14 protein-coding genes are annotated in these 15,317 nt (G+C 63.7%); 11 read left to right on the top strand and 3 right to left on the bottom strand.

All coding sequences use genetic code 11. From position 1 onward, the window contains the following. Positions 1-502 precede the first annotated feature (502 nt). The 8 genes from ACFMBG_RS16990 (at position 503) to ACFMBG_RS16955 (ending at position 9,104) form a co-directional block, all read left to right on the top strand. The gene (locus ACFMBG_RS16990; protein ID WP_421055888.1) at positions 503-1,009 is read left to right on the top strand and encodes a hypothetical protein; all 507 of its coding nucleotides are present in this window, start codon (positions 503-505) and stop codon (positions 1,007-1,009) included. An 83-nt stretch (positions 1,010-1,092) separates the two neighbouring features. Further along, positions 1,093-1,317, top strand: a complete 225-nt coding sequence (locus ACFMBG_RS16985) for a hypothetical protein (RefSeq protein WP_421055887.1) — start codon at positions 1,093-1,095, stop codon at positions 1,315-1,317. Continuing rightward, complete coding sequence (locus tag ACFMBG_RS16980) at positions 1,317-2,777, top strand: TolC family protein (RefSeq protein ID WP_421055886.1); 1,461 nt, start codon at positions 1,317-1,319, stop codon at positions 2,775-2,777. The genes ACFMBG_RS16985 and ACFMBG_RS16980 overlap by 1 nt, the downstream gene beginning before the upstream one ends. Positions 2,778-2,791: 14 nt before the next feature. Continuing rightward, positions 2,792-4,150, top strand: coding sequence for a multicopper oxidase family protein (locus ACFMBG_RS16975; protein ID WP_421055885.1), 1,359 nt, complete (start codon positions 2,792-2,794; stop codon positions 4,148-4,150). A gap of 41 nt (positions 4,151-4,191) precedes the next feature. Next, entirely contained in the window at positions 4,192-4,887 is a 696-nt protein-coding gene (locus ACFMBG_RS16970) for a copper-binding protein (protein ID WP_421055884.1), read from the top strand. 56 nt (positions 4,888-4,943) lie between these two features. Then, a complete protein-coding gene (locus tag ACFMBG_RS16965) occupies positions 4,944-6,206 on the top strand; it encodes an ABC transporter ATP-binding protein (RefSeq protein WP_421055883.1) in 1,263 nt (420 codons plus the stop codon). Next, complete coding sequence (locus ACFMBG_RS16960; protein WP_421055882.1) at positions 6,203-6,643, top strand: c-type cytochrome; 441 nt, start codon at positions 6,203-6,205, stop codon at positions 6,641-6,643. Before ACFMBG_RS16965 ends, ACFMBG_RS16960 begins: the two co-directional genes overlap by 4 nt. 403 nt (positions 6,644-7,046) lie before the next feature. Continuing rightward, positions 7,047-9,104 (top strand): putative bifunctional diguanylate cyclase/phosphodiesterase, encoded by a 2,058-nt coding sequence (locus ACFMBG_RS16955; RefSeq protein WP_421055881.1) that lies wholly within the window; start codon positions 7,047-7,049, stop codon positions 9,102-9,104. Positions 9,105-9,172: 68 nt separating this feature from the next. Here ACFMBG_RS16955 and ACFMBG_RS16950 read toward each other — a convergent pair whose 3' ends face one another. Together ACFMBG_RS16950 and ACFMBG_RS16945 are read right to left on the bottom strand one after the other, a co-directional pair. After that, positions 9,173-10,744, bottom strand: a complete 1,572-nt coding sequence (locus ACFMBG_RS16950) for an SGNH/GDSL hydrolase family protein (RefSeq protein ID WP_421055880.1) — start codon at positions 10,742-10,744, stop codon at positions 9,173-9,175. Between the two features lie 236 nt (positions 10,745-10,980). Further along, the gene (locus tag ACFMBG_RS16945; RefSeq protein WP_421055879.1) at positions 10,981-11,154 is read right to left on the bottom strand and encodes a hypothetical protein; all 174 of its coding nucleotides are present in this window, start codon (positions 11,152-11,154) and stop codon (positions 10,981-10,983) included. Between the two features lie 331 nt (positions 11,155-11,485). Between ACFMBG_RS16945 and ACFMBG_RS16940 the strand changes: the two genes are divergently transcribed. Further along, positions 11,486-11,881 (top strand): hypothetical protein, encoded by a 396-nt coding sequence (locus ACFMBG_RS16940; RefSeq protein WP_421055878.1) that lies wholly within the window; start codon positions 11,486-11,488, stop codon positions 11,879-11,881. A 133-nt stretch (positions 11,882-12,014) separates the two neighbouring features. Next, positions 12,015-13,016, top strand: coding sequence for a capsular polysaccharide export protein, LipB/KpsS family (locus ACFMBG_RS16935; protein WP_421055877.1), 1,002 nt, complete (start codon positions 12,015-12,017; stop codon positions 13,014-13,016). Between the two features lie 21 nt (positions 13,017-13,037). On the opposite strand, the gene ACFMBG_RS16930 is transcribed toward ACFMBG_RS16935, so the two are convergent. After that, complete coding sequence (locus tag ACFMBG_RS16930) at positions 13,038-13,925, bottom strand: LysR substrate-binding domain-containing protein (RefSeq protein WP_421055876.1); 888 nt, start codon at positions 13,923-13,925, stop codon at positions 13,038-13,040. A gap of 112 nt (positions 13,926-14,037) precedes the next feature. On the opposite strand from ACFMBG_RS16930, the gene glyA reads away from it, so the two are divergent. Beyond that, entirely contained in the window at positions 14,038-15,303 is a 1,266-nt protein-coding gene (glyA, locus tag ACFMBG_RS16925; RefSeq protein WP_421055875.1) for a serine hydroxymethyltransferase, read from the top strand. Positions 15,304-15,317 lie beyond the last annotated feature (14 nt).

Here is a 15,317-nt window from a genome sequence, read left to right as displayed (position 1 = left end):
TTTTCCGCATTGTCTGTCTCCTCGTGTGGAGAACAGGCTAACTTCAAATCGCGGACTTTTCAGGGGAGCACGTCATCTGCTGCGTCGCCTAAAAATATTTCCCTTTAAAATCAATCGGCCAAGTTCTCCAAAAAGGAAAAACTATGTGTCGCCCGACACCTCCCAACGGATGAAATTTAGCTCTGCCATTTGCGGCGGAAACTTCCCTTTCCAGTTTTCCAAAATCTCCGTGCGCGCCTCGTGCTTCGCCAGGGGTAGAGCGTTCCTGAAATTCACGCCGGAGAGGCTCGCGTCTTTTGGGGGCAGGCGGCACATCACCTGTGGCCTGCGGCGGATCGGGGGACACCTGCGTTGATCCGGCTTCCTGCTCCGGTGCGTTGTGCAAATGCACTCGCTTCGATGACTGTAGGTCAACCTGCTTGGCTGACCTGTCCGGTGCCCGAATCTCCGCCTCTGATCCGCCGTGACCCTCCTGCGCGGGAGGGTTTGCGTTGCAACGCAAATGCCGGGGAACCGCTTGGGAAATACGGGGAAAACGCCTCTGAAATACACAAATTTGTGCGCTGAATGCATCATTGCCGTCTTGACGCGGGCCGGTCCTGTCAGGAGAAATACCCGCATGGCGTTTCTGGCACATATCTTCCGGCTGATCAGGGTGGCTGCTGCCTGTGCAGTGATCCTTGCGCTGGGATTTGCGCTGCCATCCGCCGCGCATGCCATCACCGGCCATCATGGCAATACCGCGGTCTCGCATCCTGGGGAAAGCCATGCCGGTGCAGCCATGCCAGGCGCACCGCATCACGCCTCCCAGACAGGTGCGCATGATGGCCAGGATGCGCCCCATAACGCGGACACCGGGAATTGCTGCTCAGGCGCCTGTATGGCGGTTGCAGTACTGTCTTTGCAGCCGGAAGAAATCTCCCTGACGCAGCCTGTACGCTGGAAGCAGAAGAATTCTCAGCTGCCGTCCCTGGAACAGATCGCGCTTCTGCGTCCGCCGAGAACCTGAGGTATCTGAACCGTTAATACGGTCTCCAACTCTCTCCTGCATCGGCATGCAGGAGCTGTGCAGATATTTCTCAGGAAAAACACATGAAATCTCTCTTTCTGGCCGGGGCGGGCGCCCTGCTGCTGGGGGCGTGCGCCAGGACACCGGCGGAACTGCCCGATACCGCAGCCTTGCAAAATGCCGCCGCGCCGTCCGGCCCATACCGTTCCCTGAATTACCAGTCTCCGCTCAAGGGGTTTGAAAATTACGAGCCAAGCGGGCCTGCCTCTTGGCGCGGTGTCAACGAGCAGCAGCAGGAGAACCACTGATGACAGCGAAAACTTGGCGCGTCCTCTTGGCGTCGCCCCTGGTGCTGGCTGCCTGTTCGGCTGCGGTGCCGGAGAAATACACCAGCCCGCAGGCCGGGTTTCAGGAGGTCGCCAGCCAGACTTCGGCCGCCATCGGAAAGCGCACGGCCTTTGCCCGGACACAGGCCCAGAACGAAGCGCTGGCCAAGGAAGTCCGGCAGCTGGTGCATGGCAAGACAATCTCAGCTGAAACTGCGGTTCAGGCGGCGCTTTTGAACAACAAAGGGTTGCAGGCATCATATGCCGCGGTCGGCCTGTCGGCGGCGGAGGCCTGGCAGCAGATGACGCCGGAAAACCCGGTGGTCTCGATCGGCCTGATGGGGATCGGCGCGCCGGAACTGGGCCTGTACCGGGCGCTGGAATCCACCATCGCCGTTAACCTGCTGGACGTGAAAACCCGCAAGCAACGCATCGCCGTGGCCGAGGCGCAGTTCCAGCAGGCGCAGCTGAACGCGGTGAACGATACGCTGGCGCTGGCCGGGCAGACCCGGCAGGCCTGGATCAATGCCGTGGCGGCCTTTGAGCGGCTGAGCTATCTGCGCCAGGCCAGCGAAACCGCGGCAGCCGGGGCAGAACTGGCCAGCCAGCTGGGCAAGACCGGCGCGCTGAACAAGGCAGGCCAGGCGCGGGAATTTGCCTTCAATGCGGAGCTTGCCGGGCAGGTGGCCCGGGCCCGGCTGGAGGCGCAGTTGGCCAAGGAGGAGCTGACGCGGCTGATGGGCCTGTGGGGCAGCGATGCCAACTACTATGTGCCGGATGCGCTGCCGCCGCTGCCAAAGTCCTTGCCGCGAGTTGCGTCGATCGAAGCGGCTGCTCTGCGGAACCGGGTTGATCTGAAGGTCGCCAAGCTTGGGCTTGAGGCGCAGGCCCGGGCCTTTGGCCTGACCGACCAGACCCGGCTGGTCACCGACCTGGAGCTGATTGCCGGCGCTGAGGCGGAGCGCGAGCGCGAGGACGGGGAGACCCACACCGAAACCCTGCCGCAGCTGGAGCTGGAGTTTGCCATTCCGGTCTTTGACACCGGCAAGGCGCGGATGCGCAAGGCAGAGCTGTCTTACATGCAGGCGGCCAATACGCTGGCGGAACGGGCGGTCAATGTCCGCTCGGAGGCCCGCAGTGCTGAGCTGGCCTATCATTCCTCCTATGAGATCGCGCGCCACTACCGCGACGTGCTGGTGCCGCTGCGACGGACAATCGAGGAGGAAGGGCTTCTCAGCTATAATGGCATGATCACCAGCACCTTCGAACTGCTGACCGACGTGCGCGAAAAGCTGGCGGGCTCGCTGGAAGCGGCCAACGCCAAGCGCGACTTCTGGCTGGCCCAGGCGAATGTCGGCGCCGCGATATACGGCGGCGGTTCCGGTTCAGCCCCGCAGGGCGGCGGCGCGGAAATCGCCGCTGGCGGCGGCGCAGGCCATTGAAAGGATCAAATGACATGATGAACAGACGTCAAATGCTTGGGGCGGGCGCTGCGGGTGCGGCGCTGGTGTCCAGCCAGGCCTGGGGCAAGACCGTAAACATGGGCCTGCCCGAGGCCGCCAGCATGGACAGCGCGGCAACCCAGCCGCCGCTGGCGCCCTCGACCGGGCCGGACTACAACCCGGTGGTTACCCTGAACGGCTGGACCCTGCCGTTCCGGATGAATAACGGGGTGAAGGAGTTCCACCTGGTCGCCGAACCGGTCGAGCGGGAGCTGGCCGACGGCATGATCGCCCATCTGTGGGGCTATAACGGCCAGTCCACCGGCCCCACCATCGAAGCGGTGGAGGGCGACCGGGTCCGCATCTTTGTCACCAACAAGCTGCCGGAGCATACCTCGGTGCATTGGCACGGGATGATCCTGCCCTCGGGCATGGACGGGGTCGGCGGCCTCAGCCATCCGGGCATCCCGCCGGGCAAGACCTTTGTCTATGAGTTCGACCTGATCAAATCCGGCACCTTCATGTACCACCCGCACGCGGATGAGATGGTGCAGATGGCGATGGGCATGATGGGCATGTTCATCGTGCATCCCAAGGACCCGGCCTTCATGCGCGTCGACCGGGACTTCCTGATCATGCTCAACGCTTTTGATATCGATCCCGGCTCCTATGTGCCGCGGGTGATGGAGATGACGGACTTCAACCTGTGGTGCTGGAACAGCCGGATCTTTCCGGACATCGACCCGCTGGTGGTGAACCAGGGCGACCGGGTGCGGGTCAGGACCGGCAACCTGACCATGACCAACCATCCGATCCACATGCACGGCTACGACTTCGAGGTCACCTGCACCGATGGCGGATGGGTGCCAAAAAGCGCCCGCTGGCCGGAGGTGTCGATCGACATCCCCGTCGGCGCCATGCGCGCCTATGAGTTCGACGCGGTGCATCCGGGCGACTGGGCGATCCACTGCCACAAGTCGCACCACACGATGAACGCCATGGGCCACGACGTGCCAACCTTCATCGGCACCGACAAGCGTAAGCTGACCGGCCAGATCCGCAATCTGCAGCCCGAATACATGCCGATGGGCACCGCCGGCATGGCCGACATGGGCGAGATGTCGATGCCGCTGCCCGACAACACCGTTCCGATGATGGCCGGCTGGGGCCCGCACGGGCCGCTGGAAATGGGCGGCATGTTCTCGGTCGTGAAGGTGCGCGAGGGCATTGATGCAAACGATTACAGCGATCCCGGCTGGTACGAGAACCCGCCCGGCACTCAGGCCTATGAGTGGACCGGGGAGCTGCCGGAGCTTAATCGCGCCGAAGACGCGCAAACCCGCATTACCCCGAAACCAACCGCCAAGGGCTGAACGGCCCCTGGAACAAATCCAAACCTGACGAGGAGACAGACATGAACAAGATCCTTTCCGCAGCCCTTATCGGCGCTCTTTCTGCCGCTCCGGCCTTTGCCGCCGGCACCCACGGCGGCGGCCACCATGATGAGATGGAAGTCGGCAAGCCCGGCGAGGCCGCCCATGCGGACCGGGAAGTCGCCGTCACCATGAAGGAAACCGATGACGGCGAAATGCTGTTCGAGCCGTCCAGCTTTTCCTTTGCCAAGGGCGAGACGGTCAAATTCGTGATCACCAACGCGGGCGAGCTGGAGCATGAGTTCGTGCTGGATACGGCAGAGCGCAATGTTCACCACAAGGAGATGATGGCCAAGATGGAGATGGAGCACGACGACCCGAACTCGGTGCGCCTGGACCCGGGCGCAACCGGTGAAATCGTCTGGACCTTCTCCAACCCCGGCACCTTCGAGTTCGCCTGCCTGATCCCCGGCCACTATGAATCTGGCATGCACGGCCCGGTTGCGGTGCTCGACGGCGGCGGCACCTTCACTGCGGGCACGGTCAAGAAGGTCGACGCCAAGTCCGGCAAAGTCACCATCAAGCACGAAGAGCTGGTGGAGCTGGACATGCCGGCGATGACCATGGTGTTCCGGGTTGCGGACGCGGCAATGCTTGACCAGCTGGAGGCAGGCAAGAGCATCGAGTTCGTCGCCGAGCGGGTCAACGGCAAGCTGACCGTGACGGCGCTGAAGTAAGCTTATGGCGGGAAGCGGGGCCGCTCGCTTCCCGCCGCGCGGCACAGAGAGCACCGATGCCTGAATTCCATTCTCTCGCGCATGACGCGGCAGCGGCGCTGGGGTACAGCTACGACCACACCGCACCGGCCTGGCTGCATCCGATGATGCACCTGGTGCTGGTCCTGGCCCCTGCGCTGCTGGCGTCCACGCTGGCAGCCAAGGCCGCGTGGCTGCTGCGCAGGCGCTTTCAGGCAGCGCCGGCCGCTGATCCTGCGGCACAGGGGCAGGCCGCAGGCATTTGGGCAGGTCTCCCGCGGCATATCCTGCGTGTGACAGGGCGGCAGCAGACGGTCCTGGTTCTGCTCAGCCTGACCGCGATGCCGATCCTTTACCTGACCCTCGAACTGCCCAAGCAGATCGTGAACCGGGTCTTTGAAGGCGGAGATGCTATGGTTCCGGTCCTGGGCTTCGGCGTCTCGCAGGTCTCGCTGCTGTTTCTGCTCTGCGGCGCCTATCTGGCCGCCATTTCGCTCAACGGCCTCAACAAATACTGGCTGAACATCTGCAAGGGGCGGGTGGCTGAAAGCTTTGTCCGCCGGCTGCGGCTGGCTGTCTACCGCCAGTGGAGGCTGGATCAGCCCGCGCGGCGCCAGCCTGCCATCATGCCGGTTCTTGGCCCCGAGGTTGAACCAGTCGGCGGCTTTGCCTCGGAACTGCTCACCGTCCCGCTGCTGCAGGGCGGGACGCTGGCGACGATCCTTCTGTTCATGTTCGTGCAGGACCCGATCCTTGCGGCGGCCGCCCTGACGGTGCTTCCGCTGCAGCTGATCATCGTGCCGCGGCTGCAGCGGCGAGTGAATGCGGTGTCCCGCAAACGGATCCGCGAGATGCGCCTGCTGGGGGAAAACCTGGACCGGGACATGCGGGCTTCGGGGCAGGGCACGCTGCCGGTTGCGCGCAGTTTCCGGCAGCTGCAGGACCTGCGCCTGCAAATCCACCGGCTGAAGTTCCTGGCCAAGGCGATCAACAACTTCCTGACCGCCCTGACCCCGTTCCTGTTCTATTCCCTGGGCGGCTATTTCGTGCTGCAGGAGCGGGTTTCGCTGGGCGCGCTTGTGGCGATGCTGTCGGCACACAAAGAGTTTTCCTCGCCGCTGAAGGATCTGTTCCGTTTCTACCAGCAAAGCGAGGACGTGCGGATCCGTTACCAGGAGATCCGCGATTTCGCGTCCCGCTCCGGCGGGATGCCCGGACCGGCGGCGGCAGGCCTGCACCAGTACGGCCCGAACCCGGATCGCGGCAATTCATTCACCTGTGAAAGAAAGAGACCATCATGAACAAGAACCTTGCCATCCTGGCTGCCGCAGCCGTGGCAGCGGCGGCGGCCTATTTCGTCTACAGCAGTGCCGGCAGCAACGATGCAACTGCGCAGCGCACCGTTCTGGAACCCGGCGCCCCGCTCGCCGAGGTTCAGCTGCCGCCGGACCTGAGTGAGGCCGCACAGATCGGCAAGCGCGCCTTTGACGCTGTCTGCGCCGAATGCCACGGGGATAGTGCCGCGGGCCGCAACGGCATGGGGCCGCCGCTGGTCCACAAGATCTATGAGCCCTCGCATCATGGCGACGCCGCCTTCTTGCTTGCCGTCCGCAACGGCGTGCGTGCGCACCACTGGGATTTCGGAAGCATGCCCGCCCAGCAGGGGCTGACCGATGGCGATGTCAAAGGTATCACCCAATATGTGCGGGAGCTGCAGCGGGCCAACGGGATCGAATAACCGGGGTGCGGGAGGCCGGGCTGGCAGATAACGGCCTGGAAATCCAGGTTCACGGACCTTTGGCGGATGTCGTAGCAATACAGCGCTGGCAGGTGCGGCAACGGAGTTGCCGCCTCCTTAGTGCGATATCTGCCCCGGTTTCTGGCCTATCTCCAATTGATGGCAGCTTTTGGCTGGGGACGGCAAGGACCCGCGGATGCCGCTCACGGGCGCGGCACGTCCCTTCTTTGGCGCCGGATCCTCAGATGCGTGCCGCTGCGGCCGCTGGAGGTGGCGGCCTGAAACCCTAAAAGGTGCATCAAATTCACAGGTTTATGTGAGCCTGGCGGCGGCCGGGGTTTGGTCTTCATTAAGGTGTCGGTGAAATGACTGTGTCTTAACGGATCTTTTATTGAGGCACCTCATGTACCGCATTCTGGACTGCCTGACGCAGCAACATCACTACGGGCTGGTTGCGGTCGCGGCCTTCGTATGTGTTGTTGGGGCGGGGCTTTCCGTGCGGCTGACCAGCCGGCTCGCTGACGCTCGCGGGCGGCGGCGGCTGGTTCAGCTGGGGCTGTCCAGCATGATCGCCGGGGCAACGATCTGGTCCACGCATTTCATCGCGATGCTGGCATATGATCCGGGGTTCGAGCACAGCTATGAGCCGGTGGTCACCGGGATGTCGCTGCTGGTTGCCGTGTTCGGCGTGCTGATTGCCAATACGCTGCTGAGCTTTGGGCGCTGGCGCCGTAAGGCGCCGCTTGCCGGCGGTGCGTTTGGTCTGGCGATCTCTGCCATGCATTACACGGGCATGCAGGCCTACCTGCTGCCGGGCACGATCGAATGGGCGCCCGGATATCTGGCTGCGTCGGTCCTGGCCGGAACCGGACTGGCCGCGGCTGCCTATACGTTCATCACCCGCAGCGGCCTGGGGCGGCGGAACTGGATCAGCGCCACGGCCCTGCTGGTTGCTGCCATCTGCGCGATGCATTTCACCGGTATGAGCGCCATCGAAGCCCGTCTCAGCCCTTTGGTTGAAGTACCGCCGCAAGTGATCTCCGATACCGCAATGGGGATGCTGGTGTTTGGCGTCATGGGGCTGATCCTGCTGGTAGGTTTTGCCTCGGCCAGTATCGAGACGAACATCGAAAGCGAGGCAGCCAACCAGCTGGCGCATGCCGCGCTGCATGATCCGCTTACGTCGATGCCCAACCGGATGTGGCTCACTCAGCACTTGAGCGCGCTGCAGCGGAACCTGCTCGACGACAGGAGGGAAAGCGCCGCTGTGCTGACCATTAACCTCAACTTGTTCAAGGAGGTGAACGACCTGCACGGCCACGCCGTGGGGGACCAGGTTCTGCAGGCCGTGGCGCGGCGGCTGATCACCCAGCAGGGCCCGGATGAGCATATCGCGCGGGTCGGAGGCGATGAGTTTGTAGCAGTCAAGCAGGGGGTCCGCAGGGTCGAACAGGTGCTGGCCTTTGCCGAGCGCCTGCATGCGTCGATCATCAAACCGATCGACCTTGAGACCCTTTCGGTACGGGTCGGCGCGGCGATCGGTGTGGCCACCAGCCTGACGGACGGCCGGGATCCGCAGGCCCTGCTGCATAAGTCGGATCTGGCGATGTACCGGGCCAAATCCGGCGGTGAAGCCAGCATCTGCCAGTTCTGCGAGGAAATGGACCGCCAAAGCCGGGACCGGCTGCAACTGGTGCAGGACCTGCGCCTGGCCTGCGCCGGCGGCCAGTTCGAGCTGGCCTATCAGTTGCAGAACGACCTGACCACGCTGGCGCCTCTCGGCTTCGAGGCGCTGCTGCGGTGGAACCATCCGGTGCGCGGCCGGGTGTCTCCCTCGGAGTTCATCCCGGTTGCGGAGGAGACCGGCTTGATCCGGGAAATCGGGCATTGGGTGCTGAGAGCGGCCTGCACCGAAGCCGCGGGCTGGCCGCACCCCTATCAGATCGCGGTGAACGTCGCGCCGCAGCAGCTGGTGCAGCCGTCCTTTGTCGAGGACGTTCTGGATGTCCTGCTGGAAACCGGCCTGCCGCCGGAGCGGCTGGAACTTGAAATCACTGAATCCAGCATCATTGATGATCAGGTCCACACCCTGAAGGTGATGCACCGGCTGAAAAGGCATGGCGTCCGGATTGCGATGGACGACTTCGGCACCGGCTATTCCTCGCTGGCCACCCTGCAGACCTTTCCCTTTGACAAGATCAAGATCGACCGCAGTTTTGTGCGCGGCGTCCACAAGAATGAGCAAAGCGCCGCCATTGTCCGTTCGACCCTGCTGCTGGGGTCGTCTCTGAAGATCCCTGTGCTTGCCGAGGGCGTGGAGGAAGAGGACGAGCTGATTTTCCTGCAAGGGGAAAACTGCACCTCCGTTCAGGGGTTCTACTTTGGCAAACCGATGGGTCAGGACGAAATGCGGCAGATTGCCTGGCAGGACACCAGCCCTGCTGACGAGAAACGGGCGTGACGCCTGGTGCCGGCAGGCAGTACCTCGGCCTCAGGCGGACGCCGTCAAGGCTCTGCCTGCCCGGTTGGTCAAACCAGCAGTGCGTCGCCTGATGACGGGGCAGAGACGGCCCCCCAGCTGTCGGCCGCTTGGAACCAGTCAAAGCCGTCAAGCTGCGCGGCGATGTTATCGCGGCCGTCGATGGCGCGAATGAATTCGATCCCGAAAACTGTGATGCCGAGGCTGTTCAGCACACCCGCAGTATCGCCGGCGTCAAAGGCTGCATAATTCGCCTCGTCCAGCACGAGGTAGAGCGTGTCCGACCCCGGCCCGCCCCGGAATGTGTCGGCCGTAGCGCCGCCGCCGCCGGCCAGGGCGGTTTCGGTGAAAATGAAAGTATCGTTGCCCCATCCGCCAAAGGCCAAATCGTTGCCGCGGCCGTCTGCGATCACATCGTTGCCCGCGCCGCCGCGCAGTTCGTCGTTGCCGTCTCCGCCGCTGATGATGTCGTTGTTCCGATCGCCTTTCACGGTGTCGTTGCCGCTGCCGCCAAGAAGAACGTCGTTGCCCCTGTTGCCATAAATGACATCATTTCCGGTGCCGCCGATTACGGCATCGTGCCCCCCCCCGGCCCTGATGATGTCATCGCCGCCGAGCGCAAAGATTGCGTTGGCCCTGGCCCCCCACCCTTTGTCTGTCGCGCCGTCGTTCAGCAGCGCAGTCCTGCCGCCGCCCATTACGAACTCGCTGTAGGCGCCCCAGAGCTGATGCGCGGTCTCGGCCGGGTGGATCTCGTCCCACGCCAGAACCTGGTCGCTGTCAAAGGCGCTTCCGTCGATTAGGTAATCCGTCCGGTCCGCAAGGATGCCGAAGCCCGCGGGGTCTTCGGTGAGGGCCTCCGAGACTGCAAACAGATCAACCGCCCGGGCGTCGGTCCCGGCATCGCGCAGATCGGAGATGCTGGCGGCGATCATGCCGTTGTAGGTGTCAATGAGAAGGTCTGCAAAGCCTGCGTATAATGGGGAGAGCGAGTCGAATTCCGGGTAAAAGCCTGCCCGCGGCTGGGTCGCCAGGAACACCGTCCCGACCCCAGTGTCGTTGAGAGTATTCGCCGCGGAGGTTATTTGCGCGATCAGACCTTCCATCACCGGAGTTGCCAAGGCCAGGAACTCGGCCTGGGTGGCGATCTGCTGGTCCTGAACCGTTCCCAGCAGGTCGATGAAGTCATTTCCCCCGATCAGAAGGAACGCGGCCGAGTCCGCTGGCACGCCGCCGGAGGCATCTTCTGCGAAATCCGAGATCTGGGCCTCGAGGTCGATCATGTCCTCCAGAAACCCGTCCCCAAGGGCCGTTGCCGTTGCGAAGGCGTAGTTCACAACCTCAAACCCGCCCAGGGCAGCGGCATAGCTGGCATGGGTCAGCGCGTTGGTCACCGCGCCCTCGGGGCCGACTTCGGAAAAGCTGTCGATCACGGTCTGCCTGGCTTCGATCTTGGCTTGGGCGCGGAGCTGGTCCAGCTCATCCGACGACGGGAAGCCGCCAAAACTGAAGATCAGCTCCAGCAGAATGACCGGCTCGATCACCGAGGCCAGAAGATCCACTGCATTGCCTTCGTCGGTCAGACTGTCGCCGAAGTAGTAGACACGTGAAAATGGGGTCATAACCATGCACTCCCGGCGCCGCCGGGGCTGCGCCCGATATCGTTAACCTGAAACAAGGAAGAGGCGCGGCCGTCCCTTTGACGTGCGAAACCGGTTTCGCTGCCCACGCGCGTTCCGGATTTATGCTGCCATTGCGGGCAATCCAAAGCAATGATTCTCGGTTTGGCGATACGTGCCCGGCTTTAGCAAGAGGGGCGCAGGGCACTTTTGCGGAGCACGGGAGGCCGCGGCAGCCGTCAGGCGGGCGGGCCTTGGCCGAGCACTGCTTCCCGCACTGTTTGCAGGATGCCTTCCAGTTCAGCCTTTGGCACGCCGCCAAAGGCCAGCCGCAAGGCCTGCGGCGGCGCTGGGGAGGTTGCAAACGGTTCGGCGCCGGAGACGGAGATTTGCTGCTCCTTCAGCCGTGTCACGATGGGTTGGGCGCGCAGGCCCTTACGAGCGGCAGCCAGGCAAATCCCGCACTGAGGAGCGAAACCAGGGGCATATGTGCGAAAACGCTTCGGGATAGGGGCTGGCGTTCTGCGCCGTCGCGTCTTCGGTTTTCTTCGGACTGTTTCAGCGTTCCATCTTCGATGCATCCGGTGGCCAGTGCGGAAATCAGCGCCGGAGTGTTCCAGGTCGTGGCGCGTATCACCTCCGGCAGCGGCGCGGTTTGCGCGGGCGGAGCGATCACCTGCCCCAGCCGCAGCCCTGTTGCGAGGTTCTTGGAAAACCCGCCGTCTGCTTGCCGTTGCCCGGCGCATGACCAACAGCCAGGCACTTGCTGCCGGATTAGTTCTGGTTCCGCTTGGTTTCCTGGTGCTCGTCGCCGGCGTATGGCTGCAGGCGCTGACCCTCGTGCTGGCAGGAACCTGCATCACCAGCGCGGCGAGCTACGGGTTCACCTATTTTGCCTCCTTGGCAGAGGTGTCTGCGCGCGCTCCGGAGGACCGCGCCCGCGCCACGGCAGGTCTGTTCGTGTATGCCTATTGCGGGTTCTCTCTGCCGGTGATCGCCAGCGGTGTGCCGGCAGATGTGGTGGAGCTCTTGCCTGCATTGGCCATCTTTACCGCAGCGCAGATTGCGGTGGCGCTGGCGATCTTAGGCGTCTGGAGGCGGCAGTCCGGGGTTTCTGCGCTCGCATTTGATGCCGGGTAGATAAGGGCCGGGGGACGTTGTGCCTGCCCTAAAACGGCCCGTTTGGCAGGAGCAGCAACACCGCGGGACGCTTGCCGGATGTCCGCCGCTGTGGTTTCTGGAAACGCAAAAGGGCAGACCGATCGGAACAGGCATGGTGAAGGCGTCAGGACCGGCAAAAAAGGGCAGTTTTCGCAAGCTGAACACGCTGGGCCAATTGCTGACCGGTAAGACCCCGCTTGTCGTGCATGCAACCGAAGACTGGTACGGCAAGATCCGCTTGGGGCAGATCGACTTCTTCGAGAAGATCGCCGCCAGCGCTGATGCGCATGGCCACAAGCCGCTGCTGGTCCACGCAGATAGCCTCACGTCGCGGCTGGCCCTGGCAACGGGGCACAAGCACATCGCGGTGGGGCTGCGCAAGGCGCAGGGGCCCAATATCCTGCACGCACACACGAGCTATCTATGGGGGTTCTGGTATCTCGATCCCAAGGGGTACTACTGGTCGTCCTCGCTGGTGGAGGCCGGGTTCGACCCCGCGGCGGTGGACGCAGCCAAGGCCGCGTATTTCTTCAATGGCGTGAGCGGTCATATGAAGCGCGCGAATGTTTCGAAACTTCCGCAGCAGGAGCGTGGCGCCACCTCCGTGGAGCCCGCTGCGGCGGCCGTGTTTCTGCAGGAGATCGACAACTTCAAGACCCCTGTCCACTATCTGAACACGGTGGAGATGATCGAAAACACGGTACGGGCGGTGAAGGGCCTGGTCTATGTGAAGCTTCACCCGGCACAGGAGGACGCAACCAGGGACAAGGCTCTGCGGCTGTGCGCGGAACTGCCCAATGCCGTGGTGACCCAGGCAAATGTGCACGACCTGATCGAAGCCTCCGACGTGATTGTCTCACAGAATTCGGCGGTCGGGTTCGAAGCGCTGATGCATAAGACGCCGGTCGTGACCTGCGGCCGGATCGACTATCATCACGCCACGCTGGTGGCCCGCACGGCCGAAGAGCTGCAGCACTGTGTCCGGACCGCGCCGCGGCAGCTTAGGGATTTTCCCTACGAGAAGTACTTCTACTGGTTTCTGGGCGAGAACATGCTGGAACCGCAGAAGGAAGATTTCACGGACCGGGCCTGGGCCCGCATTGCGGCGCTGTGAGAGCCGGGCGGGCCGTCAGGGTTAGACGGTGCCCGGAAACAGGGCCTGGCGGAGCGGTTCATAGGCCGGGGAGCGGGTGAACGCCGGGGTGAGCCGGGCGACGATCCTTGCCTCCAGTTCGAGGGTTGCGGGAAACGGGCGCACCAGTTCGCCGCTGGCAAGAAGCGGCTCTACCAGCGCTTCGTGAGCGATCAGCACGCCGCCGCCGTGGCGGGCTTCTTCGAGGGCGACCGAGAACAGGGAATGCACAATGCCGGCCCGGGCGATTGAGCCGTTACCGGGCTGGGTGTTCAGCCATATGTCCCAGTCGTTAGCCCAGGCGCCGTCATGAAGAAGCGTCTCATTGTTCAGGTCCGAAAGCGATGTAAGCCGGGCGGCAATCTCTGGGGCGCAGACCGGGAAGATCCGGTCTTTGGTGACTTCGGTTTCCCCCTCATCCAGCGGACCGGACTTGTAGAACAGGGTCAGATCAAAGGGCTCGCGCGCCAGGTTCGGCGGGGCTTCCATCGCCACAACCGATACCGATATCTCAGGCGCCGCCTTACGCAGCCGGCCCAGACGTGGCGGCAGCCAGAGCTGGGCAATGGAGGGCAGGGCGGCAACCTTGACCTTGCCCGGAGCCGCCTTGGTCCGCAGCGCCTGCACCGCCAAGCCAAGCTGGTCGAAAGCCCGGGTGAAACCGGGTGCGAGCTCCTCCGCCAGCGGTGTCAGGGCAATGCCGCGGGCGTGGCGGTGAAACAGCGGCGCCCCGGCCCAGGCCTCCAGAGATTTGATGTGCTGGGTGATTGCGCCTGGCGTCACCGACAGCTCTTCGGCGGCGGCGGTGAAGCTGCCCAGCCGGGCAGCCGCCTCAAACGCGCGCAGTGCATTCAGATGCGGGCCCTTTGGGCGGAGCGGGGCAATGGCCATGCGATCGAGCCTTAGTTTTTCTACGCGAAAATAATAGCAATACTGATTTGCTGTGAACAGGGTCGGCCCCGCATTCTGCAAGCAGTTCAACAGCAGATGCGGAGGAGCCCCGATGCTGCAGCATTTCACCCAAACCGTGACCGCGGCGGATCCGCTGGTGGCCGAAGCGCTGGCAGGCGAAAAGGCGCGGCAGCAGGACCAGATCGAACTGATCGCCTCGGAGAACATCGTCAGCCGGGCAGTGCTGGACGCGCTAGGCCACGAGATGACAAACAAGACGCTGGAAGGTTACCCCGGCAACCGCTTTCACGGCGGCGGCCGGTTTGTCGATGTGGTGGAAGAGGCCGCCATCAAGCGTGCCAAAAGGCTGTTCGGCTGCGGCTATGCCAATGTGCAGCCGCATTCCGGCAGCCAGGCCAACCTGGCGGTGTTCTTCCTGCTGCTGAAGCCGGGCGACAGGGTGCTGTCGCTGGACTTGGCTGCAGGCGGCCATCTGAGCCACGGGCTGAGGGCGAACCTGTCGGGGCGCTGGTTCGAGCCGCATCACTATGGCGTCGATACAGCCAGCGAGGTCATCGACTATGACGTGCTGGAAAAACAGGCCGAAGAGCTCCGCCCGCGGCTGATCATCGCCGGCGGCTCGGCCTACCCGCGGGTGATTGATTTCGAGCGCATGGGGGTAATCGCCCGGAAGGCCGGGGCCTGGCTCCACGTCGATATGGCGCATATCGCGGGGCTGGTGGCCGCGGGTGAGCACCCGTCGCCCTTTCCCCATGCGGACATTGTTACCTGCACCACCACCAAAACCCTGCGCGGCCCGCGCGGCGGGCTGATCCTGACCAACAACCAGGACTGGTTCCACAAGCTGCAATCGGCGGTGTTCCCCGGTGTCCAGGGCTCGATCCACAGCCAGGTTCTGGCGGCCAAGGCTGTCTGCCTGGGCGAGGCGCTGACGGATGAATTCAAGGCCTATGCCGCCCAGGTGAAGGCCAATGCGGCGGTTCTGGCTGCGGTCCTGCAACAGCGCGGGCTGCGGATCGTCTCCGGCGGGACCGATACCCATCTGGTTCTGGTGGACCTCAGCCCCAAGGGGATCACCGGCAAACGGGCGGAAGCCGTTCTGGAGCGGGCCAACATCACCGCCAACAAGAACGCCATCCCGAATGACAGCCCGCGGCCGCCGGAATGGGTTGGCTTGCGGCTGGGCGCCGGTGCCGCCACCACCCGCGGTATGAAGGAGGCCGAGTTCGAGACGCTGGGGGACATGATCGCGGATCTGGTGGAAGCGGAGGCGGCCGGGAATACACATGCCGCCGTTGCGCGCTGCATGACCCAAGTGGCCGGGCTTTGCGCCGCTTTCCCGGCTCACCGCGGCTGATCCCGGCGATCGTT

The organism is Leisingera coralii, from assembly GCF_049056525.1.
GTDB classification, from domain to species: Bacteria; Pseudomonadota; Alphaproteobacteria; order Rhodobacterales; family Rhodobacteraceae; genus Leisingera; species Leisingera coralii.
Note: the sequence above shows the minus strand (reverse complement) of the source record. Positions and strands in the feature narration are given on the sequence as shown.

Bases quoted from the DNA above. Each gene is read 5' to 3' on its own strand.
- ACFMBG_RS16960 (WP_421055882.1), top strand. From the start codon at position 6,203: ATGAACAAGAACCTTGCCATCCTGGCTGCCGCAGCCGTGGCAGCGGCG.
- ACFMBG_RS16985 (WP_421055887.1), top strand. From the start codon at position 1,093: ATGAAATCTCTCTTTCTGGCCGGGGCGGGCGCCCTGCTGCTGGGGGCG.
- ACFMBG_RS16935 (WP_421055877.1), top strand. From the start codon at position 12,015: ATGGTGAAGGCGTCAGGACCGGCAAAAAAGGGCAGTTTTCGCAAGCTG.
- ACFMBG_RS16990 (WP_421055888.1), top strand. From the start codon at position 503: ATGCCGGGGAACCGCTTGGGAAATACGGGGAAAACGCCTCTGAAATAC.
- ACFMBG_RS16930 (WP_421055876.1), bottom strand. From the start codon at position 13,925: ATGGCCATTGCCCCGCTCCGCCCAAAGGGCCCGCATCTGAATGCACTG.
- ACFMBG_RS16950 (WP_421055880.1), bottom strand. From the start codon at position 10,744: ATGACCCCATTTTCACGTGTCTACTACTTCGGCGACAGTCTGACCGAC.
- glyA (WP_421055875.1), top strand. From the start codon at position 14,038: ATGCTGCAGCATTTCACCCAAACCGTGACCGCGGCGGATCCGCTGGTG.
- ACFMBG_RS16980 (WP_421055886.1), top strand. From the start codon at position 1,317: ATGACAGCGAAAACTTGGCGCGTCCTCTTGGCGTCGCCCCTGGTGCTG.
- ACFMBG_RS16940 (WP_421055878.1), top strand. From the start codon at position 11,486: ATGACCAACAGCCAGGCACTTGCTGCCGGATTAGTTCTGGTTCCGCTT.
- ACFMBG_RS16965 (WP_421055883.1), top strand. From the start codon at position 4,944: ATGCCTGAATTCCATTCTCTCGCGCATGACGCGGCAGCGGCGCTGGGG.
- ACFMBG_RS16955 (WP_421055881.1), top strand. From the start codon at position 7,047: ATGTACCGCATTCTGGACTGCCTGACGCAGCAACATCACTACGGGCTG.
- ACFMBG_RS16970 (WP_421055884.1), top strand. From the start codon at position 4,192: ATGAACAAGATCCTTTCCGCAGCCCTTATCGGCGCTCTTTCTGCCGCT.
- ACFMBG_RS16975 (WP_421055885.1), top strand. From the start codon at position 2,792: ATGATGAACAGACGTCAAATGCTTGGGGCGGGCGCTGCGGGTGCGGCG.